This is a genomic window from Aliisedimentitalea scapharcae, from assembly GCF_045277565.1.
Classification (GTDB): Bacteria; Pseudomonadota; Alphaproteobacteria; order Rhodobacterales; family Rhodobacteraceae; genus Aliisedimentitalea; species Aliisedimentitalea scapharcae.
Genome location: NZ_CP123584.1, coordinates 3,985,055 through 4,005,184, shown reverse-complemented (window position 1 = coordinate 4,005,184; position 20,130 = coordinate 3,985,055). Strand labels below are relative to the sequence as shown.

The 20,130-nt window shown below is 58.4% G+C and carries 22 protein-coding genes; 12 read left to right on the top strand and 10 right to left on the bottom strand.

Translation table 11 applies throughout. The annotated features are described in order from the left end of the window. Window positions 1–55: 55 nt before the first annotated feature. Window positions 56–1,351, top strand: coding sequence for an adenylosuccinate synthase (locus QEZ52_RS18625; protein ID WP_406646000.1), 1,296 nt, complete (start codon window positions 56–58; stop codon window positions 1,349–1,351). Continuing rightward, a complete protein-coding gene (locus QEZ52_RS18620) occupies window positions 1,351–1,590 on the top strand; it encodes a DUF2842 domain-containing protein (RefSeq protein WP_406645998.1) in 240 nt (79 codons plus the stop codon). The genes QEZ52_RS18625 and QEZ52_RS18620 overlap by 1 nt, the downstream gene beginning before the upstream one ends. Window positions 1,591–1,740: 150 nt before the next feature. Here the strand turns inward: QEZ52_RS18620 and QEZ52_RS18615 are convergent, their stop codons facing one another. After that, window positions 1,741–3,945: a chemotaxis protein CheA gene (locus QEZ52_RS18615; RefSeq protein WP_406645996.1), complete on the bottom strand. Its 2,205-nt coding sequence runs from the start codon at window positions 3,943–3,945 to the stop codon at window positions 1,741–1,743. A gap of 138 nt (window positions 3,946–4,083) precedes the next feature. Between QEZ52_RS18615 and QEZ52_RS18610 the strand changes: the two genes are divergently transcribed. Continuing rightward, window positions 4,084–4,749, top strand: coding sequence for a thiamine diphosphokinase (locus QEZ52_RS18610; protein WP_406645993.1), 666 nt, complete (start codon window positions 4,084–4,086; stop codon window positions 4,747–4,749). Here the strand turns inward: QEZ52_RS18610 and QEZ52_RS18605 are convergent. From QEZ52_RS18605 to QEZ52_RS18590, 4 genes are all read right to left on the bottom strand, one after another. Beyond that, a complete protein-coding gene (locus QEZ52_RS18605) occupies window positions 4,721–5,659 on the bottom strand; it encodes a DMT family transporter (RefSeq protein WP_406645991.1) in 939 nt (312 codons plus the stop codon). The genes QEZ52_RS18610 and QEZ52_RS18605 overlap by 29 nt on opposite strands. Before the next feature lie 106 nt (window positions 5,660–5,765). Next, window positions 5,766–7,139: an L-serine ammonia-lyase gene (locus tag QEZ52_RS18600; RefSeq protein ID WP_406645988.1), complete on the bottom strand. Its 1,374-nt coding sequence runs from the start codon at window positions 7,137–7,139 to the stop codon at window positions 5,766–5,768. Continuing rightward, the gene (locus QEZ52_RS18595) at window positions 7,139–7,840 is read right to left on the bottom strand and encodes a glutathione S-transferase family protein (protein WP_406645986.1); all 702 of its coding nucleotides are present in this window, start codon (window positions 7,838–7,840) and stop codon (window positions 7,139–7,141) included. The genes QEZ52_RS18600 and QEZ52_RS18595 overlap by 1 nt, the downstream gene beginning before the upstream one ends. Window positions 7,841–7,924: 84 nt before the next feature. After that, window positions 7,925–8,389 carry a hypothetical protein gene (locus QEZ52_RS18590; RefSeq protein WP_406645983.1) on the bottom strand — a complete coding sequence of 155 codons (465 nt, stop codon included), beginning with the start codon at window positions 8,387–8,389 and terminating at the stop codon, window positions 7,925–7,927. Window positions 8,390–8,462: 73 nt separating this feature from the next. Here QEZ52_RS18590 and QEZ52_RS18585 point away from each other — a divergent pair, with 73 nt between their 5' ends. The 7 genes from QEZ52_RS18585 to QEZ52_RS18555 all read left to right on the top strand — a co-directional run bounded on the left by QEZ52_RS18585 (window position 8,463) and on the right by QEZ52_RS18555 (window position 15,204). After that, on the top strand, window positions 8,463–8,903 hold the full coding sequence (locus QEZ52_RS18585; protein WP_406645981.1) for a MarR family winged helix-turn-helix transcriptional regulator: 441 nt from the start codon (window positions 8,463–8,465) through the stop codon (window positions 8,901–8,903). 93 nt (window positions 8,904–8,996) lie between these two features. Then, entirely contained in the window at window positions 8,997–9,785 is a 789-nt protein-coding gene (gene rpiA / locus QEZ52_RS18580) for a ribose-5-phosphate isomerase A (protein ID WP_406645979.1), read from the top strand. An 11-nt stretch (window positions 9,786–9,796) separates the two neighbouring features. Further along, window positions 9,797–11,155 (top strand): glutathione-disulfide reductase, encoded by a 1,359-nt coding sequence (gene gor, locus QEZ52_RS18575; RefSeq protein ID WP_406645977.1) that lies wholly within the window; start codon window positions 9,797–9,799, stop codon window positions 11,153–11,155. Between the two features lie 76 nt (window positions 11,156–11,231). After that, the gene (hflK, locus tag QEZ52_RS18570) at window positions 11,232–12,383 is read left to right on the top strand and encodes an FtsH protease activity modulator HflK (protein WP_406645974.1); all 1,152 of its coding nucleotides are present in this window, start codon (window positions 11,232–11,234) and stop codon (window positions 12,381–12,383) included. After that, window positions 12,383–13,261: a protease modulator HflC gene (hflC, locus tag QEZ52_RS18565; protein WP_406645972.1), complete on the top strand. Its 879-nt coding sequence runs from the start codon at window positions 12,383–12,385 to the stop codon at window positions 13,259–13,261. Before hflK ends, hflC begins: the two co-directional genes overlap by 1 nt. Next, on the top strand, window positions 13,258–13,464 hold the full coding sequence (locus tag QEZ52_RS18560) for a DUF2065 domain-containing protein (RefSeq protein WP_406645969.1): 207 nt from the start codon (window positions 13,258–13,260) through the stop codon (window positions 13,462–13,464). Before hflC ends, QEZ52_RS18560 begins: the two co-directional genes overlap by 4 nt. 261 nt (window positions 13,465–13,725) lie before the next feature. Next, a complete protein-coding gene (locus tag QEZ52_RS18555) occupies window positions 13,726–15,204 on the top strand; it encodes a Do family serine endopeptidase (RefSeq protein WP_406645967.1) in 1,479 nt (492 codons plus the stop codon). A 295-nt stretch (window positions 15,205–15,499) separates the two neighbouring features. On the opposite strand, the gene QEZ52_RS18550 is transcribed toward QEZ52_RS18555, so the two are convergent. From QEZ52_RS18550 to QEZ52_RS18540, 3 genes are all read right to left on the bottom strand, one after another. Beyond that, window positions 15,500–16,168, bottom strand: coding sequence for a Crp/Fnr family transcriptional regulator (locus QEZ52_RS18550; protein WP_406645965.1), 669 nt, complete (start codon window positions 16,166–16,168; stop codon window positions 15,500–15,502). A 103-nt stretch (window positions 16,169–16,271) separates the two neighbouring features. Next, complete coding sequence (locus QEZ52_RS18545) at window positions 16,272–16,811, bottom strand: peptidoglycan-binding protein (RefSeq protein WP_406645962.1); 540 nt, start codon at window positions 16,809–16,811, stop codon at window positions 16,272–16,274. Between the two features lie 33 nt (window positions 16,812–16,844). Further along, a complete protein-coding gene (locus tag QEZ52_RS18540; RefSeq protein WP_406645960.1) occupies window positions 16,845–17,261 on the bottom strand; it encodes an OB-fold nucleic acid binding domain-containing protein in 417 nt (138 codons plus the stop codon). A gap of 152 nt (window positions 17,262–17,413) precedes the next feature. Here QEZ52_RS18540 and QEZ52_RS18535 point away from each other — a divergent pair, with 152 nt between their 5' ends. Both QEZ52_RS18535 and QEZ52_RS18530 read left to right on the top strand, forming a co-directional pair. Further along, window positions 17,414–17,737, top strand: coding sequence for a 2Fe-2S iron-sulfur cluster-binding protein (locus tag QEZ52_RS18535; RefSeq protein ID WP_406645958.1), 324 nt, complete (start codon window positions 17,414–17,416; stop codon window positions 17,735–17,737). Beyond that, window positions 17,737–18,615 carry an FG-GAP repeat domain-containing protein gene (locus QEZ52_RS18530; protein ID WP_406645956.1) on the top strand — a complete coding sequence of 293 codons (879 nt, stop codon included), beginning with the start codon at window positions 17,737–17,739 and terminating at the stop codon, window positions 18,613–18,615. The genes QEZ52_RS18535 and QEZ52_RS18530 overlap by 1 nt, the downstream gene beginning before the upstream one ends. A 125-nt stretch (window positions 18,616–18,740) precedes the next feature. On the opposite strand, the gene QEZ52_RS18525 is transcribed toward QEZ52_RS18530, so the two are convergent. Beyond that, window positions 18,741–19,355 carry a LuxR C-terminal-related transcriptional regulator gene (locus tag QEZ52_RS18525; RefSeq protein WP_406645955.1) on the bottom strand — a complete coding sequence of 205 codons (615 nt, stop codon included), beginning with the start codon at window positions 19,353–19,355 and terminating at the stop codon, window positions 18,741–18,743. A gap of 209 nt (window positions 19,356–19,564) precedes the next feature. Beyond that, entirely contained in the window at window positions 19,565–20,047 is a 483-nt protein-coding gene (locus tag QEZ52_RS18520) for a GNAT family N-acetyltransferase (RefSeq protein ID WP_406645954.1), read from the bottom strand. Window positions 20,048–20,130: the final 83 nt, after the last annotated feature.

The window sequence follows — 20,130 nt, the reverse complement described above, 5'->3', positions numbered from 1 at the left end:
CGGGTGTGGCGTCGTTATACGGAGGCCGGTTTGAACCAGCATCAAAGGACCGGATATGGCCAATGTCGTCGTGGTCGGCGCCCAATGGGGTGACGAAGGTAAAGGCAAAATCGTGGATTGGCTCAGCGAACGCGCTGACGTCATCGCCCGATTCCAGGGCGGGCATAATGCCGGTCATACGCTGGTGATCGACGGCAACGTCTACAAGCTGCACGCGCTGCCCTCGGGTGTGGTGCGGGGCGGCAAGTTGTCGGTGATCGGCAACGGTGTGGTGCTGGACCCCTGGCATCTGATGAAAGAGATTGAAACCGTGCGTGCCCAAGGTGTCGAGATCAGCCCCGAAACGCTGATGATTGCCGAAAACACGCCGCTTATTTTGCCAATCCATGGTGAGCTGGATCGCGCCCGCGAAGAGGCTGCAAGTGCTGGTACCAAAATCGGTACCACCGGTCGTGGCATTGGTCCTTGTTATGAGGACAAAGTTGGCCGCCGCGCAATCCGCGTTATGGACCTGGCTGACGAAAGCACCCTGATTGCCCGCGTTGATCGTGCGCTGCAGCACCACGATCCGCTGCGCAAAGGGTTGGGGTTTGATCCGGTTGACCGGGACGCATTGATCGCGCAACTCAAAGAAATTGCATCACAAATTCTACCGTTCTGTGCTCCGGTCTGGAAGGTTCTGAACGAGAAACGCAAATCCGGCAAGCGGATCCTGTTCGAGGGTGCCCAGGGCGCGTTGCTGGATATCGATTTTGGGACCTATCCGTTTGTGACGTCGTCCAACGTGATCGCCGGGCAGGCCGCCACTGGTGTCGGCATCGGTCCGAATTCGATCGACTTTGTGCTGGGCATCGTCAAGGCATATACCACCCGCGTCGGCGAAGGCCCGTTTCCGACCGAGCTGGAAGACGCAGATGGTCAGCGTCTGGGTGAACGTGGGCATGAATTCGGCACCACCACCGGACGCAAGCGCCGTTGCGGCTGGTTCGATGCGGCGTTGTTGCGCCAGACCTGTGCAACGTCGGGCGTAAGCGGCATTGCCCTGACCAAGCTGGACGTTCTGGACGGGTTTGAAACCCTGAAAGTCTGTGTTGGATATGATCTGGACGGAGAGCGTCTGGACTATCTGCCGACCGCTGCGGATCAGCAGGCTCGCTGTACTCCGATCTACGAAGAACTGCCGGGGTGGAGCGAATCGACCGAGGGCGCGCGCAGCTGGGCGGATCTGCCCGCCAATGCGATCAAATACGTTCGCCGCGTCGAAGAGTTGATTGATTGCCCTGTCGCAATGGTTTCCACCAGCCCGGAGCGGGAAGACACCATTCTGGTGACTGACCCGTTTGCCGACTGATGGCGCAGGATGAAAAAGGCCTGAGCTACAAAGCCCGGCGGCGTTGGTCATTGGTGATCCTGCTGGTTGGTTTGCCGATCTATATCGTGTTGGCCATCAGCGTGGTGGGGTGGTTGGACCGTCCCCCGATTCTGGTCGAATTGGTGGTTTATGTGGTCCTGGGCCTGCTGTGGGCTCTGCCGTTCAAATTTGTTTTTCGTGGCGTCGGCAAAGAAAATCCAGGTGCCGACGCGGAATAGACAAATCGCTGTTGCAGCATGACATGGAAAGGGAGCGGTTTTTTGACGGCTCCCTTTTTTGTCGTGCGGCATCGGTTTGCGGTTGTTTCGAAGAGAATTAAAAACGGCCCCAAAGTGGGGCCGTTGGAACAATCCAATGGGTGAGGGCGCTTAGCCAGCCGCGCGGCTGTCGGGCCGATAGCCAATATCACCGGACGCCGTGAAGCGCCCGCTTCCGGCTTTTTCGATCTTGCCGTCGCGCAGCAATTGGCCGAACGAACGCAGACCGTCTTCGCGATTGAATTCGGTGGTGGCCTCCATTTGACGCACCTTGTTCATCAGCTGGGGGCGCGAAAACTGCTCAAGCCCTTCCACAAAGCTGAGATAGGCGGCCGCAGCTTCCAGAAGTTCGGGCAGTTCGACGGCCCCTCTTTCGGCGGCATAGGCGGTGAAACTGCTGCCGTTCGAGCCGGAAGCAGCGTTAACCTGTTCCAGATGAGAACCACGAATGCGACGGGGGCGGATTGGGCCGCGTGCTTCGGCTGGGGTGTCGATCCGTTGCTCGGCGACCAGCTTGAGCGGCGCGGCGCGTTCTTGCGTGCTGGGGCGTTCGGCACGCTCCTTGCGGTTTGCAGGTGATACGGGACGACGGGGGCGCACCACATTTGCCAGGTCGGCACGGTACGGTTCATCGTCTGTGTGCGATCCGACAGTACCACCGGCAGCGCGTTCTGCCTCGGCGGCGGCAACAGCTGCGCGCAGTTGGTTGAACGTGTCACGGTTGGTCGAGGCTTCAGGATCTTCCAGCTTTTGGTCTGCCGCCTCCATCAACCGCGAGACGTCTGTTTCCGGGGTATCTGTGGCCGCTGACGTGCGTGGTTCCTCCGGGGTGTCTTGGGTGGCATGGTCAAACGCTGCATCCTCACCCAGAATCAACAGGTCTGATTCAGCATGTTCTGCAGGATCGGGCTCTTCAGCTTCATCGTTTTCAACCGTCAATTCGGCCTCAACAGCAGCCAGTTCACGCAGCAGATCAGCTTCTTCTTCCTCCGACAGCGATGTCTCGGTCATTGCGGCCTGTTGTTCGGCAACGCCGTCGTCCTCGGGGTCGTCTACCTGTTCGAGCGTACCCGAGGCCATTGCGGCCTCGATATCTCTGCGTTTGATCTTGTGAATGCGCGGGAGAGCCGTTTTAGGGGCAGGTTCGGCATCCGAGGCTTCCATAATGTTGGTCAGGTCTTCATCCAGGGCGGCTTCTGCGTCGTCTCCCAGATCGTCGAACAGGCTCTCATCCTCACCATCCTGCGGGTCGGACTGTTCCAGGTTGGTATCTACGTCGATATCCAGATCAGTCTCTTTGTCCAGTTGATCCAGGAATGCGGAAATGTCGGCATCATCTGCCAAAGTGTCACTATGATCTTGTGTTTCTGCAGGATCAGCCTGAACGGTCGGCGCGTCCTGGGCGGCAATCATGTCCTGATCTGGGGACTCAATCTCTTCGTCCAGCGCCTGGGCAATATCCTGAGCGGCGGTTGCGACAAACGAATCGGCATGTTCGTCTTCCGAATATTCTGCGTCGTCCACGGGCGCAGACTTTCGCGAAACAACGTCCCGAATGCGTTGCAATTTTGCAGCAATGCTGTCTGCGGCGGGAACCGTGTCTTGCGTATTTTTCTGTATGACGGGATCCACATCGCGTTCCGAAACATCCAGTGCTTCGAATTCGATTGGTGTGTCGACCGGTGTATCAACCGCAACCAGGACCGTTTCGTCTTCAATTTCGGGTGCGTCGTCGGCTGGGTCTTGCGTGGTCTGTTCCACCACCGCGTCCATCTGGTCGTCAGAATCTGGTTGTTCGGCCAGATCTACGGCCTGCGCCGCCTCGGCGATGCTGTCGTTCTGATCAGCCTCTGTTGCCTCAGCCTGTTCCGCCTGTTCGGCACTTTCGGCCATGGCGGGCTCAATGGACTCTGGCAAATCGGATTCGGGTGTCGTGGCTACGGGGGGCTGTTCCGCAGGCGGTTGCGCAGCCGGAGCCGGGGCAGCCGGGGGTGTTGCCGCTTCCGAAACAGGAGGGGATTGTACAGCAGGTTGCGATACAGCCAAAGCAGGGGAAGTCGGCTCCGAAGCCCGCAGGACAATACCACTGTCACCCTGACGGGCTTCGACTTGGCGTGAAATCTCGCGCTGGGCAATCCGGGCCAACATGTCAGCATCCGGTTGAGGGGGTTCGGCACCGAAGTAACGATCATCCGACGCCAAATCGCGGAAGTACTCGGCAATCGCCTTCATCGTGTCAAAGGAGTCGTCGAATCCCTCAAGCGTACACGAAAACGTGCCGTAGGATACTGTCAGTACCTTGTTGTTCTGTACCATCGGTTGCTCGCCTCTTACCATTTATTGCCACTGATCTAATAGGAACAGAGAGACAATTTCGGTCCGAATCTGTGTAAATGAACGTATCATTTTGTGGCTAGATTGTGGCGGCTGTCAAAAGTGGGCATTAAAGCGGGCATGAAAAAACCTGTTGTTCAGTCCCCGAATCCCGTCACCCTGATTGGTGGAGGAGCGGTCTATTCCGAAGATTTTGCCTATGCCTTGGCGCGGGCACCCGACCTGGTGGCGGCCGATGGCGGTGCGCTGGCAGCGTTGGACCGGGGATATACTCCGCTGGCCGTGATCGGGGATCTGGATTCCCTGCCGGCGGCTGCCCGGTCTCTTTTGCTACCGGAAACGGTATTTCCGATCACGGAACAGGACAGCACTGATTTTGACAAAGCCCTACGCAGCATTTCGGCACCGCTGGTTTTGGCGATCGGGTTTCTGGGGCGGCGGCTGGACCACCAGTTGGCAGCCTTCAGTACATTGATCCGACGGTCCAACATACCTTGTATTCTGATTGGCGAACTGGAGGTGATTTTCCACGCGCCTGCGGATTTCACAATGGAATTGGAGCCGGGGTCGATCGTGTCACTGTATCCCATGGCACGGGTAACAGGGCGCTCCGAAGGGCTGGAATGGCCAATCGACGGGCTTCAGCTGGCACCGGATGGGCGCATCGGGACATCGAACAGGGCCTTGGGGCCTGTGCGCCTGTCGGTAGATGGGCCGGGGCTGTTGGTGATCGTGCCCCGAAGCGCGCTTGATGCGGTTATGCGGGCGATTGTGCCCGAGAGCTGACTTTGGGTCGGGGCGTTTGCTGTTTGGCGACGACGCGTTCGCGGGCGACAATATACAACCCAGCCCCCATGATGATCGCAATACCAAAGCTGGCCAACATGTTGGGTAGATCGCCAAAGATCGCCCAGCCAATGAATGTGGCAACCGGAATCTCAAGATATTGCATCGGTGCCAATGTGGTTGCGGGCGCATAGCGCAGAGACCAGGTCATCAACAGATGCGCAATTGTTCCCAGCAGACCAATGCCCAATAGCAATGAAACCTCATACGAAGACGGAGTTTTCATCGTCAACGGGGCAATATCCATATGCTGACCGACAAGCAAAACGGGCAACAGCACAACCGTCGCCATCACGCCACTGACAGCCTGCAGGCCGATCGGATCGGTTTCCTTGGCAATCTGGCGAGTGACCAACATGAACAAGGAGAATATCACAGCGACGGCCAGAGGCCACAACGCGGGCCAGCCGACCGCGGCAAAGCTGGGCTGAATAACCAGCAAGGTTCCGATGAACCCGACGACACAGGCCAGAAGCCGGCGCAGGCCGACTTCCTCGTTCAAGACATATTTGCCCAACAGCATCATGATGAAGGGCATGACAAAGGCGATGGCAACGGCATCTGCAAGGGGCAGATATTGCAACGCGGTGAACATCGCACCAATGCCGGCGATATGGAGCGCGGTACGCAAAACCGTCAGGGTCAACACCCTGCGGTTCATTCGCCACAGACGGCCGGTCATCGCGACAATGGGAATCAAAACGGCCGCCTGGATGGCGAAACGAACAAACAACAACTGTCCAAGGGGGACAGATTCTCCAAGCAGCTTGGCCACCGCGTCGCCCATAGGGGCGACGACACAAAAGCCAAGCATCAGAGAGATACCAAGAATGGGGCGATCAATAAACATGGGTTCACGCTAGGCGGGCGTTAACCTTTGCGCAAGTCAAGGTTGCGTGCGTTTTGGGATTTCTTGCCTTAAACGATCTCTCTAGAGTTGTGACGCGGCGTCACAATCAGCAATTTGGAACATTGACCGCCAATCCCCCCAACGAGGTTTCCTTGTATTTTTCGTGCATGTCATGCCCGGTCTGACGCATGGTTTCGATGACTGCATCCAGCGGCACGAAATGCTGTCCATCTCCACGCAGCGCCAGGCTTGCGGCAGAGACGGCTTTGATCGCGCCCAGGCCGTTGCGTTCGATGCAGGGCACCTGAACCAGACCTTTGACCGGATCACAGGTCATGCCCAGATGGTGTTCCAATGCAATTTCGGCGGCGTTTTCCACTTGCTCGGGTGAGCCCCCCATAACGGCACACAGACCGGCTGCGGCCATGGCTGCAGCGCTGCCAACTTCGGCCTGGCAGCCCGCTTCTGCACCAGAGATCGAGGCGTTGTATTTCACCAACCCGCCGATCGCGGCCGCTGTCAGCAAAAAGTCTTCGATATGGCTTTCAGAGGCGCCGGGCACGTGGTCCAGATAATAGCGCAGGACCGCAGGCAATACACCAGCCGCACCGTTGGTCGGTGCGGTGACAACCTGTCCACCGGCGGCATTCTCTTCGTTCACGGCCATCGCATACACGCTCATCCAGTCATTGATGGTGTGTGGTGCGTTCAGGTTCATGCCGCGTTCGGCCACCAGCGCGTCGTGGATCCCTTTGGCGCGGCGACGTACATTCAGGCCGCCGGGCAGAATGCCGTCCCGGTTCAGCCCGCGTTCAATACAGTCGTTCATCACCTGCCACAGACGGGCGGTGCCCTTGGCAAAGCTGTCGGCGCACCCACGCGCGATTTCATTGGCGCGTTTCATGTCTGCGATGGACTTGCCACTGGCCTGGGCCATCTCCAGCATTTCGGCAGCTGAATGGAATGGAAACGGGACCGGTGCGCCGTCATCGGTGTCTTTGCCGTCTGCCAGCTCCTCTTCGGTCAGGACAAACCCGCCGCCGACCGAATAATACACCTGGCGCAGGATCACGTCGCCCTGGGCGTCTGTAGCCATCAGGATCATGCCATTGGCATGACCAGGTAGATTGTGATCATAGTCAAAGATCATGTCCGCCTTGGGATCGAATTTCAACGCGCCCAATCCTTGGGGGTGCAACAGGTGGGTGGCATTCAGATCGGCCAGCGCGGCTTCGGCTTTGGCGTCGTCATAGGTATCAGGCAGGAATCCTGCGAGCCCCAGAATGGTGGCGCGGTCAGTGGCATGACCCACACCGGTAAAGGCCAGCGACCCATGCAGGGATGCGCGCAGTCCGTGGAATTCAAACGGCGAGGCCCGCATCAGATCCAGGAACCGCGCGGCGGCCACCATCGGGCCCATTGTGTGTGACGAGGACGGGCCAATGCCCACTTTGAACATATCGAAGACGGAGAGGAACATCAGGTGGCTGATCCTTCTGGCGGTGTTGGGTGTATGGGGTGCGTGAATGGGGTCGGGCCCAGGCCTTCGGCTTCTTGGGCATGGTGTACGCTGGGGCGGGTTTCCAGACGCACCAGAATGGCTTGCAGGGCAGGGTATTGGTCCAGATTGAACCAGCTGCGGTCATGCTGTGCCGGATAGAGCGCCATCCAGCGCATCTGGCAGGCCAGATATAAATCCAGAACGGACGGGCTATCGCCGCCCAACCAATCAGTCCCCGCAGCGTAGTCCAGATTCCGCAGGTGGGTATCAAGCCGCCGGGTCATCCCGGTGCGCAATGACTGTTGCAGGTCTGCGTCCGGTCCAATGTATTTTTCGGCATAGAACAATTGGCGCAGATCCGCATGCAGGGTGTTAGAAGCAAAGAACAGCCATTTCAGGAAGGGCGCGCGCCCGGTGCTGTTTGGAGCCGGGGCCAGCGCGCCATGTCGGTCGGCCAGCCACAACAGGATCGCTGCGGTTTCAAAAATGGGTCCGTCAGGTGTTTCTAGAACCGGGATCAATCCATTGGGATTTAGCTGGCGATACCCTTTGCTGTCTTGTTGACGCTGACGACGGTCGATCAGAAGGGTGTCAAAGGGCTGGCCCAGCTCCAACAACGCCAGCCGGATCACCAGCGAGGCGTTGTCAGGAGCATAATGAAGGCGATACGTCGGTGTCATGGATCCTGATCTAGACCGGGATGGTGATTCCCAAAGCTTCGTTTCCGACGTTTCCTATCGGAAACGCGCATTTTTGCGACATGTTTAGCGTGCCTGGCCTGACTTGGCACCTTTTGAGGCACGGCGACGCGCCAACGCCAGACCGTCCCGCATGTTCAGGGTCAAAAGGAAGATGTTGGTCGCACCTGCGATCAGCTCGAGGGTTTGGATCAAATAGAACCCGGTATCGAACTGACCCTCGGATGCTCTGTTGGCCAGGAACACCGCGCTGGGGAGCAAGATCAGAACACCGTTTGCTGCGATGATCTTCATGCGTTTGGACTTTTGGGTCACCTGGGGCAGTTTCCAGCCTTTGCCCAATTTGGCCCCTGTTGCTCCGGTGGTCATCATGGCCGGGATCAACACCAGCATTCCGTACAGAATCGCCTGTTTCACAGCTGCGACAGTTTCCGCGTTGGCAAAAATTTCGCTGACGGCTGTTGAAACCCAGAAGGTCGAAATCGTGGCAAGCGCGATGCCACCGGCTGTGGCGTGGATCTTTGGGGACATGATGAGCTCCATTTAAATAGCGTGCTATGTAAATATTGTTGCATAGCACGCTATTCAAGTATCTTTCTTTCACATGAGCGATTTTCAACAAATGTCGGCTGGGTATCTGGCCAACCACATGGCCCGACTGTTTGCAGTTGGACTGAATAAACGATTGCAGGCGACTGGGCTGGCTCCGGCCCAATTCATGGTGCTGCTCGAGCTGTGGCAGGCTGATGGCCGTACTCAGGCTGACCTGATGGGCGCGCTGGACGTTGAACAGGCGACGATGGCCAATACGTTGTCGCGAATGGATCGCGATGGGTTGATCGTAAGGCGCCCTTCCGAGACGGACGGGCGGTCGCGGATCGTATTTCTCAGCGACAAGGCCCGCGCCCTGGAGCAGGCGGCAAAGGCCGCGGCATGGCACCAGAACGAGGTCGCGTTGCGAGGTTTGGACCCAGAGGAACGGGGGCTGTTTCTTTCGCTGATGCGCAAGGTCATCGCGAATATGCAGCGTCCGGAGGCGCCCTGATGCCGGCAGCCGCAACAAAGTGATGCGTTTTGTGCCTCGCAGTTGCGCGGTGCATTCCGTATAAGACCGGCAACGCAACGAGGGGATGCTGCCATGACCGGAGAATTGTCGCCCATCGACAAGGCTAAATTTGTCGCTGCCAAACGGGCGGCCGACATGGTCGAAGACGGAATGCGCGTGGGGCTGGGGACCGGATCGACCGCGGCCTGGCTGGTGCGGTGTCTGGGTGAGATGGTTCGGGATGAGGGGCTAAAGATCCGCGGTGTTCCCACATCGACCCGCACCGCTGAACTGGCACGCGACGTTGGTATCGAAGTGATCAGCCTGGATGAAGCCAAGTGGCTGGACCTGACCATCGACGGCGCGGATGAATTCGACGGTGATCTGAACCTGATCAAGGGCGGCGGCGGCGCATTGTTGCAGGAAAAGATCGTGGCCACCGCATCAGATCAAATGGTGGTGATCGCGGACATCGGCAAAGAGGTCGAAAACCTTGGGGCGTTTCCTTTGCCGGTCGAAGTGATTCCATTCGGCTGGCAAACGACACAGGCGCTGATCGAGGAAACCCTTATTTCCATGGACGTTCTGGGGCGTCAGGCGACGCTGCGGATGAATGGAGACGCACCTTTTGTCACGGATGAGGGGAACCATATTCTGGACCTGCATCTGAAACGCATTGGCAACCCGCGCCAATTGGCCATGGTAATGAACCAGATGCCGGGTGTGGTTGAAAACGGTCTGTTCATTGATATCTGTGACACCGTGGTGATCGGCTTTGGCGACGGTAAGGTCGAAATCCGCGATATCAATGAAGGCACTGTAGAGCATGACCGGCTGGATTTTGTCGAAAGCGACAACCTGTTCACCGATCTTGCCGACTAAAGGTAGATAGCATGAGCTTTGATTACGATCTGTTTGTCATCGGTGGTGGGTCCGGTGGGGTGCGTGCGGCGCGGGTTGCTGCGGGCGACACCGGTGCCAAGGTCGCATTGGCCGAAGAAGACCGCTATGGCGGCACCTGTGTGATCCGGGGCTGTGTGCCCAAAAAGCTGATGGTATTTGCCAGCGAGTATTCCGGCATGGTCGAAGACGCGCAGGCCTATGGTTGGGACATTCAGCCGGGTGCCTTCAACTGGGATGCGTTCCGGGGCAAGCTGAACGCCGAATTGGACCGGCTCGAAGGGATCTATCGCAGCCTGCTCAAGAATTCCGGTGTCGAGAGCTTTGACCAGCGTGCCAAACTGGTCGACGCCCACACGGTCGAGCTGTCAGACGGCACCCGCAAGACTGCCAAACATATTCTGATCGCCACCGGAGGGCGCCCCGTGGTGCCAGAGTTTCCGGGGTCCGAACTGGCGATCACCTCGAATGAGATCTTTCACCTCGACAAGCTGCCGGACAGCATCCTGATCGTCGGGGGCGGCTATATCGCCTCGGAATTTGCAGGCATCATGAACGGGTTGGGGGTGAAGACCACCCAATTCTACCGCGGCGCGCAGATCCTGCGCGGGTTCGATGACGAGGCTCGCGGGTTGGTTTGCGAAGAGATGTGCCAGAACGGCATCGACGTGCATCTGGGCACCAATGTTCTGGAGATGCGCAAAGAGGGCGCGCAGATCTGGGTCAAGGCCACCAATGGCGAAGAACGTCTTTTTGATCAGGTGATGTATGCCACCGGCCGTGCCCCCAATGCGGATGACATGGGGCTCGAAGAGATCGGCATTGAACGCGGTCGCAAGGGTGAAATTGTCGTGGATGCGTACAGCCAGACCGGCGTGCCGTCAGTTTATGCGATCGGGGATGTGACCGACCGGGTCAATCTGACCCCGGTGGCGATCCGCGAAGGCATGGCCTTTGTCGAAACCGTGTTCAAGGGCAATCCGACCCCGGTCGATCATGACCTGATCCCGACGGCGATCTTTACCCAGCCGGAAATGGGAACCGTGGGTCTGAGCGAGGAAGAAGCCCGCGAGCGTGAACCGATCGAGGTTTATTCGGCGTCGTTCAAACCGATGCAGCAGTCCTTTGCAGGACGTGCGGCACGGGTGCTGATGAAGCTGATCGTCAGTCAGGAAACCCGCAAAGTCTTGGGTTGTCATATCGTCGCTCCGGGTGCCGGTGAAATGATCCAATTGGCGGGCATCGCGGTCAAGATGGGCGCAACAAAAGAGGATTTCGATCGGACCGTGGCGGTGCATCCGACCATGTCCGAAGAGCTGGTGACAATGAAATCACCGACGCGGACCGCTTGATTTTCGGGCGGTCCTGCACAGTTATGTGATATGGCCGCGAGTACTGCGGCACAAAAAGGAAAGTTGAAGGAGCGACATGGCGGGCAACAGCGGTGGCCCCTGGGGGGGCGGAGGCGGCTCTTCGGGCGGCGGAGACAACCGGGGCAACAATGGCGGCAACAACGGAGGGGGACGACGCCCCGACGATGAAGGCCCGCAGATTCCCGAAATTGATGACCTGATGAAAAAGGGTCAGGAACAACTGCGCGTGCTCATGGGCGGGCGTGGCGGCAACGGCGGAAATTCCGGCGGTGGAAACCGGCGAGGTGGCGGTGGTCCGGCCCTGACCGGTGGTACCCTGGCATTGGGCGCGGTTGCGGCAGCGGTCCTGTGGGGCATGGCCAGCTTTTACACGGTCAAACCCGAAGAACAGTCGGTGGAATTGTTCCTGGGCGAATATTCGGCCACCGGCGGTCCGGGCCTGAACTTTGCGCCTTGGCCTGTGGTGACCAAGGAAGTCATCCCGGTCAAGGTCGAACAGACCGAACTGATCGGGGCGGGATCGCGTGGTGGCGACGCTGGGCTGATGCTGACCGGGGATGAAAACATCATCGATGTGGATTTCCAGGTGGTCTGGAACATCAACGATCCGGCACAATATCTGTTCAACCTGCGCGATCCGCGTCAGACCATTCAGGCGGTGTCTGAATCGGCGATGCGGGAAATTATCGCCCAATCCGAACTGGCTCCGATCCTGAACAGGGACCGGGGGATCATCGCTGAACGTCTCAAGGAACTCATCCAGTCGACGCTCGATAGTTACGATTCGGGCGTGAACATCGTCAGGGTCAACTTTGACGGTGCCGATCCGCCAGAGCCGGTCAAAGATGCCTTCCGCGAAGTGCAATCTGCTGGTCAGGAACGTGACCGTCTGGAAAAACAGGCTGACGCTTATGCCAACCGGGTCCTTGCGGGCGCGCGCGGTGAATCCGCTCAGCTGCTGGAAGAAGCCGAAGGCTATCGAGCCAGTGTCGTGAATGAAGCCGAGGGTGAAGCCAGCCGTTTCATAGCGGTTCTGGAAGAGTACTCGAAGGCCCCGGATGTGACCCGCAAGCGTCTGTATCTGGAAACCATGGAAGAGGTCCTGGGCCGCGTGGACAAGATCATTATGGACGACCAGTCTGGTGAAGGGCAGGGGATCGTCCCCTACCTGCCGCTGAATGAACTGCGCAAGGGAGGTTCCAACTGATGCGTAAATCTACGTTTCTCCTCCCCGTTGTCGTTGTAGCTCTGGTTGTTGCGCTCAGTTCCGTCTTTATCGTGGACGAACGTGAACGGGCGCTGGTGCTTCAGTTTGGGCGTGTTGTTTCGGTCAAAGAAGAGCCGGGCCTGGCGTTCAAGATTCCTTTGATTCAGGAAGTCGTTCGTTATGACGACCGGATCCTCAGCCGCGAAGTCGGCCCGCTGGAAATTACTCCGCTGGATGATCGCCGTTTGGTTGTCGATGCCTTTGCGCGCTATCGTATCCTGGATGTGCGCCAGTTCAGACAGGCGGTTGGTGCCGGTGGGATTGCAACAGCTGAATCGCGCCTGGATTCGATCCTGCGTGCCCAGACCCGCGAAATCCTGGGGTCGGTCAGTTCCGATGATATCCTCAGTTCGGACCGCGCGACGTTGATGCTGCGGATCCGCAATGGTGCGATTTCACGGACTCGATCTCTGGGGTTGGAAATCGTCGATGTGCGGCTGAAGCGCACCGACCTGCCGCAGGCAAACCTTCAGGCAACCTTTGCGCGGATGCGTGCCGAGCGTGAACGTGAAGCTGCCGACGAAATCGCTCGGGGTGAAGAAGCTGCCCAGAGGGTGCGCGCCCAGGCAGACCGGACGCAGGTTGAAATCGTGTCCCAGGCCCAGAAAGAAGCCGAGATCGTTCGGGGTGAAGCGGATGCGCAACGAAACGCCATCTTTGCAGAAGCCTATGGTCGGGACACCGAATTCTTTGAGTTCTACCGGAGCCTGACCGCTTATGGGCGGGCCTTGCAGGAAGGTAACTCTTCTATGGTGATGTCGCCCGACTCCGAGTTTTTCAACTACCTGAAGTCATCTGAAGGTCGCGTTCAGGAGTGAGTGAAACACTTGGCAACATATTTCTGGCCTTCGGGCTGGTGTTGATTGTGGAGGGGCTGGTCTATGTACTGGCCCCTTCGCTTGTTGAACGGATGTTGGAAATACTGCGGGCTTTGCCCGACGAGGCCCGAAGACAGGTTGGTGGTCTGGCTGTTGTTGCAGGGCTGGTTCTGCTCTGGGCGGCGCATCGCCTCCTCTCATAATTTTTGGGAATGTTGGAGTTTCGGGGATCATATCCTCTGAAATATGCAGATTGCAGGACGGATCGTTTAAAATACGGGGTATTGGGTGACGTACGGTCCATTCACTTCCGGTTCACTTGCTTTTGAAACCTTGCAACATCCGTTGCGAGATGAGGTAAAGTTACTACATTGAGCCCATGAAAATTTTGGGGCGTCTTGAATTGCGACCCAACCCGCCGATGGCGGGGTGTCTCATACAAGCTTTGATAAGGAGTGTTACGCGTGCAGCCACAGGCAACCTATTCCATTTCCGGACCGAACATTTTTGCCGCCAGGTTGCGGCTGTTCTGGCTGGGTGCTGTCACAATGCTGATGGTATTGACGCAGACCCTGACTGCCCAGGCACGGCCAGAGAGCCTGGCCCCGTTGGCAGAGCAGATCAGCCCATCGGTGGTCAACATTACGACGACAACCGTCGTCGAAGGCCGGACTGGCCCGCAGGGTATCGTGCCCGAAGGCTCTCCGTTTGAGGAGTTTTTCCGGGACCGCCCCGGAAATGGCGACGAAAACCGCCCGCGCCGGTCTTCGGCGTTGGGATCGGGTTTCGTGATCTCCGAGGATGGTTTTATCGTTACCAACAACCACGTGATCGACGGCGCGGATGAAATTCAGATCGAATTCTTTCCAGGCGAAGGCCAGCCGGCGGAAACCTTGCCGGCCAAGGTGATCGGAACCGATCCCAAGACTGACATCGCTCTGCTCAAGGTCGAAGCCGACATGCCACTGCGGTTTGTCCGTTTTGGTGACAGCGATACCGCCCGCGTTGGCGATTGGGTCGTTGCGATGGGGAACCCCCTGGGACAGGGATTTTCGGTCTCGGCTGGGATTGTATCGGCCAGAAACCGCGCGCTGAGCGGGACATATGATGACTACATCCAAACTGACGCTGCCATCAACCGCGGCAACTCCGGTGGACCTTTGTTCAACATGGAGGGCGAGGTCGTTGGTGTGAATACGGCGATTCTGTCGCCCAACGGCGGGTCGATCGGCATCGGATTTTCAATGGCTTCGAATGTGGTCCGCCGGGTGGTTGATCAGCTCAAAGAGTTTGGGGAAACCCGTCGTGGGTGGCTGGGTGTGCGTATTCAAGACGTGAGCCCGGATGTCGCCGAAGCGATCGGTCTGGAAAAGGCCAGCGGGGCGCTGATCACCGATGTGCCCGATGGTCCGTCCAAGGAGGCAGGCCTGCTGGCTGGTGATGTCATCATGAGCTTTGACGGTGTCGACGTAAAAGACACCCGGGGGCTGGTCAAACAGGTCGGAAATGCCGAAGTCGGCAAGGCTGTGCGTGTGGTTGTCTATCGTGATGGGGGAACACAGACAGTTCTGGTAACGCTAGGACGTCGTGAAGACGCCGAACGTGGGGAAACGTCGACACAGCCGGCGGCTCCGGATGTGAGCGAAAAGGATATCCTGGGCCTGACACTGGGACTTCTGACAGATGAGTTGCGCAAGGAGCTGAGTGTCCCGGCCGATCAGAATGGGTTAGTTGTGATGTCGGTCGACGAAGCCTCGCAGGCATGGGAGAAAGGCCTGCGTGCAGGGGATGTGATCACCGAAGCAGGCCAGCAGAAGATCGTTTCGATGGACGGGTTCGAAGAGCGCATTGCAGAGGCAAAAGAGGCCGGGCGCAAATCCCTGCTGCTGCTGGTGCGTCGCGCAGGTGAGCCGCGTTTCGTGGCATTGAGCCTGGAGAACTGACCGGCAATTTCAGATCTTGGAACGGCCGGGCTTTGCCCGGCCGTTTGCATTTTACGTGCAGGGCCGGTCGAGCGCCCTTGGGAGCGCGCTGTGGTTCGTCTCGGGTCAAAAATGGAGAGAGCCATGTGTTGGGGACACATGGCTCTCTCTTGGGAATAAGATCGGCTTGGGACAGGCACAGGACATGCTTGCCGACCCTTACACCCAGACTGACCGGCAGCGGCACGCGCGTCTGTGATATGTTTCACAAGCCGGTAAGATTATTGAAGTTTTTGGTTGGTAGCTTGCTTTGGGGTCAGATCAGATCTGGTTCGGCAAGTCGGTGCAATGCAGTTCGGTCCAGTATCTCCAATCCGCCTCGGGTGGCACCAATAACACCTGAGCGCTTCCAGACCGAAATCGTTTTCGATACGGCCTCGCGGGTGGCACCGACAAATTCGGCCAGTTCGCTTTGGGACAGCCCCAATGTGCAGCTTTGTGTTTCTTCCGTCAGGTGGAGCAGCTTGCGTGCCAGGCGGGAGGAGATCGGCAGGAAGACCTGCTCGTTCAACTGGCTGCTCATCCAGCGCATGCGCTGACCAGCCAGGCGGATCATGTCGGCCGCCAATTCAGGATGCTGGGCCAGTTGCTCCAGAACATCGGGATTGCGCACACGCAGGACCCGGGTCGGTTCGCTTGCCATGACGGTTGCAGTGCGGGGACCGGGGTCGAACAATGCGATTTCGCCAAAGATTGATCCGGGACGCATGATGTCCAGGGATAACTTGCGCCCGGTCGCGGACAGGATCGACACTTCGACCGCGCCGGTAACAATCACAAACAGCGCGTCCCCGACGTCTCCCTGCTCGAACAATACCTGACCCTGGTCCAAGGGAACTTCGGTGGCCTGGCTTGCCAGAAGCCGCTTTAGCCGATCCGAGGCGCAAGATAGGAAACCGGTGTCGGGCAGGTCATGTGGCTCCATCAAGGTTTCCTTTGTTTCAGTTCCGGTCCCCAACCAGTCAACAGGACCACAGGCAGAGGAGCAAGGGGAGGATTACCGCTTTTGTCTCCATTCAGTCAGAGGTTTATTCGATCTGCACCTCGACCAGACCCAGCTTGCGGGCGGTCGCCAGAGAGAGAATGCCGGTGTCCAACCCGTGTGGCTTCTGATATTTTCGGATCGCTGTTTGGGTGTGTGTATCCATCTCTGCCGTGATCTGACCACGATACAGGCTGCGCACCTTGAGCGCGCGTTGAAGCGAAGCGATGAATTGAGGGGTCATGACGTCGTCACAGGGGGTTTCAAACCACTCTTCCGTGCGTTCGCGAACGATCTGCTGAATGGTCTCCGTCTTGAAGATCGCCGGGCTGGTGACGGTTCCATCGACCAGTATTTGCGCCGGTTGTATCATGATCTGATGGGTGACCGTTTCAATGACGGCGGGGGTAACCTGTTTGCCCCAGCAGGTTCCCGGAGTAGCGCCGGGGGGGGCTTCCTGCTGCAGGCGCGTGACCTGAGAGCCAGTCGGTCCATTCAAGTCGGGCAAGCCCTGTTCACAGCCTGCTAGCATGGCACATAGGCAGGCCAACGTCGCAACGTGGCGAAAGGGAAACTTGGTCGACATGCTCGGGCCTCGGACAGGCGTTTTGCCACGATCCTAACCTAAATCGGATGTCGGCGCAAAGGCCGCGTCGGTGTCGTGGCCCTGTTCCTGCAAGAGCAGGTCCAGCATGGGAGAGATGTCTTCGATCTCTTCGGCGATCAGATGGGAGACCGAATGTGCGCGCTGCAGTCGCCCCGTGATCCTGAGCAATCGCCCTGCTATCACCGCTCGCCGGAAGCGTTCGTACATCTTGCGCCAGACGATCACATTGACGATGCCGGTTTCATCCTCGAGCGTCAGGAAAATCACCCCTTTGGCGGTGCCGGGACGCTGCCGTAAAATGACCAACCCGGCCACGGTCAACCGGGTTCCGTCGGGGGGGCGGCACAAGTGTTCGGCCGGAAGGCAGGCCGGAGGGCGGGGCCAGTCCGGCCCATTTGGAACGGGCGTTAGAAACAGGGGATGGGACATTTGGGTTCTGGGGACTGGAGGCGTTAGAACAAATATAGAACAAAGGAGCAGAAAGTCCAGCTGCGGCATCAATCAGTCGCAAATGGGGCTGGCATCACTGCGGGGGCTTGGCTAGACAGTTGCGCGAGTACCGAGAGGGGAGAATACCGACGATGGCAAAGATTACCTATATCGAACACAACGGCACCGAGCATGTTGTTGACGTGGCCAATGGGCTGACCGTGATGGAAGGCGCACGCGACAACAATATTCCGGGCATTGAAGCCGATTGCGGGGGTGCCTGTGCCTGTTCGACATGCCACGTCTATGTGGACCCTGCCTGGGTGGAAAAACTGCCGGCCAAGGACGACATGGAAGAAGACATGCTGGACTTTGCCTATGAACCAGACGCCGCACGGTCGCGCCTGACCTGTCAGGTCAAGGTGACTGATGGGCTGGACGGTCTGGTCGTGCATATGCCGGAAAAACAGATCTGATGCGATCAGGGACCAAAGCGCGGCGTTTTCTGTCGCGCCACTGGTCTCGATTCACCCGCCGCGCGTGGTTGGCGGCGGCACTGTGGTTGGCCGGGGTCGTTGTCGTCGCGGCCTGTCAGAAACCACCTTCTGATCTGGCCGGCGACGGATCGTTTGTGCGCTTACCAGCGTGTTCGGGCCGCCAGTTCGAAACCTGCCCGGGGCAACAGATTTCTGCGGCCTGGTATGGCGAGGAAACCACGCTGTACCCGCATGGCGTTCTAGGGGATGCCATCGAATATTCCCGGCTGGAGGTTTATACCAGCGCAGAACATGCCACCGCATGCGGGACCAAAAGCGTCCGGTTGGGCAAGCAGCATGTTTTCGAAGATTTGGCACCGCGGTTGGTCGATTTGGATGGTGACGGCACGGCCGAAATAATCACAATTCGCAGTCATGTGGACAAAGGGGCGCAGATCGCCATTTACGGCGGTGGCGGCGATGATGCCCAGCTGAAGCTCATCGCAGCCACGCCTTATATCGGCCGCAGAAACCGCTGGCTTGCTCCTGTTGGCGCTGCTGATCTCGACAGAGACGGATACGTCGAAATTGCCTATGTTGATCGTCCGCACCTGGCCAAGACCCTGAGGGTCTGGCGGTTCCGGGATGGAAAGCTGGAGCCGGTGGCCGACCAGCCGGGTCTGACCAACCACAGGATCGGGCAGGATTTCATAACGTCGGGCATTCGTGACTGTGGGCAGGGGCCCGAGATGATCACCGTTGATGCCGGTTGGGACAGGGTCATGGTGTCCCGGTTGCAGGGCGGTCAGATCCGGACCACAGCGCTGGGGCCATTTGAGGGGCGCGCAAGCGTCGATCAGGCATTGACCTGTTCCTGAGCGTTGTGTGCCGGCCCAATTTTGCCAAGCAGCAGGGTTACCGTTCGTTTGCCTTTGCAGCCATCAACGTTCTATGACCTGCTCAAATTCGCTCACTCCGGTTTTTAACGTCTGTTACCGGCGGCTCAGCCGGCAACGCGCACCACGTGCTCTCCTTCGATCTGACCGAGCGACGAAAACAGGGCCGCCGTGTTGCTGGCGCTGAATTTCTTGAGCAGCTTGGCGCGATAGACCTCGACAGTGCGATAGCTGAGCTCCAGGTCGCGGGCAATTTCCTTGGAGGTCTTACCTTCGGAAAGGAGAGAGAACACTTCCCGCTCGCGCCGGGTCAATGGCTGATACGGGCGTAGAGCAGAGAGATCGGCAAAACTCCAGACGGCACGGGCCAGTGGATCATCGGGGGTAAAGCTGTGACCGCGCACCCGAACCCAGAACAGGTCGCCGTCCTTGCGTCGCATGACCCGTTCGTCCCAATACAGGTTGCCGCGTCCCAATGTGTCGTCTCCGCGATGGCGCACATTCAGAAATTCGGCCTCGCTGGGGTACAGAAAGACAAACAACTGGTTCAGTAGCTCGTCCTGTGAATACTGGAACATCTCACGAAATCGTAGATTGGTTTCACGGATCACCCGGTTTTCGGTCACCACCAGCCCAATGGGCGCATAGTCAAAGGCCAGCTCCTGCAGATCTCCGGATCCATAAGCCCGGTCAAGTTCGCTTGGCTCTGGTGAGCGGGTCATTGCGATCTCCGTATGATGGTGGCGGGAACGGAGGTCGTCCCGCGACACGCATAGTTTTGCACCCTGCTCCTTGATGTAAAGCGCTAACTGACGGGCTGCAACCGCACCGCGCCGCGCGGGCGCGGTGCCAGGCCCAACGGGGCGCGACGCCGCAGGCGTCAAGGCCGGGCGGGAGCGCTTTTTGGGAGGATGTTTCCTTGGTCGGACGATCAGGTCGTTTCGCACGAAACCATGTGGCGCATGGTCAGGGATGTTGGCCTGTCGTACCCGGGATGAGAGGTGACACCGGTCTGAATGAACCCCATGCGGGCAAAGGCGGCATGGTTTTCAACCAATTCGATCCGGGATTGCAGCTCGACCCAATTGAAACCAAGCGCTCTGGCACGGTCACAGGCGAGGTCCACCATGACCCTCGCCAAACCCAACCCGCGGGACTCTTTGGCGACAGCGAGCTTGCCAAGATACAGGTGATCGGATTTCGGAGTGAGAAAGACGCAGGCGGCGACAGGGTCCCCGATGACCCAGATTTCACCCATCTGGCATTGCTGGAGCAGGGCACCTTCGGACAGGTGATGCATGGAAGAGGGCGGGTCGATCCTGCCATCCATATAAGCAAAGCTGGTTTGAATCAGCTGTAGCACCTCGCCAAGCCGATGATCGGTTGTACTGATAGTGTTTGGGCGTGACATCATAGGGAACTCGACAGCCCGATGTTACCCGTTCACGGCAAAAAGAAAAGGCCTTCCAGCTTGGTGATGTCCGGGTGTTGATCCGC

What these genes read in the sequence shown, in the direction of transcription:
- QEZ52_RS18625 (WP_406646000.1), top strand. Translation starts at nt 56, where the DNA reads ATGGCCAATGTCGTCGTGGTCGGCGCCCAATGGGGTGACGAAGGTAAA.
- QEZ52_RS18620 (WP_406645998.1), top strand. Translation starts at nt 1,351, where the DNA reads ATGGCGCAGGATGAAAAAGGCCTGAGCTACAAAGCCCGGCGGCGTTGG.
- QEZ52_RS18615 (WP_406645996.1), bottom strand. Translation starts at nt 3,945, where the DNA reads ATGGTACAGAACAACAAGGTACTGACAGTATCCTACGGCACGTTTTCG.
- QEZ52_RS18610 (WP_406645993.1), top strand. Translation starts at nt 4,084, where the DNA reads ATGAAAAAACCTGTTGTTCAGTCCCCGAATCCCGTCACCCTGATTGGT.
- QEZ52_RS18605 (WP_406645991.1), bottom strand. Translation starts at nt 5,659, where the DNA reads ATGTTTATTGATCGCCCCATTCTTGGTATCTCTCTGATGCTTGGCTTT.
- QEZ52_RS18600 (WP_406645988.1), bottom strand. Translation starts at nt 7,139, where the DNA reads ATGTTCCTCTCCGTCTTCGATATGTTCAAAGTGGGCATTGGCCCGTCC.
- QEZ52_RS18595 (WP_406645986.1), bottom strand. Translation starts at nt 7,840, where the DNA reads ATGACACCGACGTATCGCCTTCATTATGCTCCTGACAACGCCTCGCTG.
- QEZ52_RS18590 (WP_406645983.1), bottom strand. Translation starts at nt 8,389, where the DNA reads ATGTCCCCAAAGATCCACGCCACAGCCGGTGGCATCGCGCTTGCCACG.
- QEZ52_RS18585 (WP_406645981.1), top strand. Translation starts at nt 8,463, where the DNA reads ATGAGCGATTTTCAACAAATGTCGGCTGGGTATCTGGCCAACCACATG.
- rpiA (WP_406645979.1), top strand. Translation starts at nt 8,997, where the DNA reads ATGACCGGAGAATTGTCGCCCATCGACAAGGCTAAATTTGTCGCTGCC.
- gor (WP_406645977.1), top strand. Translation starts at nt 9,797, where the DNA reads ATGAGCTTTGATTACGATCTGTTTGTCATCGGTGGTGGGTCCGGTGGG.
- hflK (WP_406645974.1), top strand. Translation starts at nt 11,232, where the DNA reads ATGGCGGGCAACAGCGGTGGCCCCTGGGGGGGCGGAGGCGGCTCTTCG.
- hflC (WP_406645972.1), top strand. Translation starts at nt 12,383, where the DNA reads ATGCGTAAATCTACGTTTCTCCTCCCCGTTGTCGTTGTAGCTCTGGTT.
- QEZ52_RS18550 (WP_406645965.1), bottom strand. Translation starts at nt 16,168, where the DNA reads ATGGAGCCACATGACCTGCCCGACACCGGTTTCCTATCTTGCGCCTCG.
- QEZ52_RS18545 (WP_406645962.1), bottom strand. Translation starts at nt 16,811, where the DNA reads ATGTCGACCAAGTTTCCCTTTCGCCACGTTGCGACGTTGGCCTGCCTA.
- QEZ52_RS18540 (WP_406645960.1), bottom strand. Translation starts at nt 17,261, where the DNA reads ATGTCCCATCCCCTGTTTCTAACGCCCGTTCCAAATGGGCCGGACTGG.
- QEZ52_RS18535 (WP_406645958.1), top strand. Translation starts at nt 17,414, where the DNA reads ATGGCAAAGATTACCTATATCGAACACAACGGCACCGAGCATGTTGTT.
- QEZ52_RS18530 (WP_406645956.1), top strand. Translation starts at nt 17,737, where the DNA reads ATGCGATCAGGGACCAAAGCGCGGCGTTTTCTGTCGCGCCACTGGTCT.
- QEZ52_RS18525 (WP_406645955.1), bottom strand. Translation starts at nt 19,355, where the DNA reads ATGACCCGCTCACCAGAGCCAAGCGAACTTGACCGGGCTTATGGATCC.
- QEZ52_RS18520 (WP_406645954.1), bottom strand. Translation starts at nt 20,047, where the DNA reads ATGATGTCACGCCCAAACACTATCAGTACAACCGATCATCGGCTTGGC.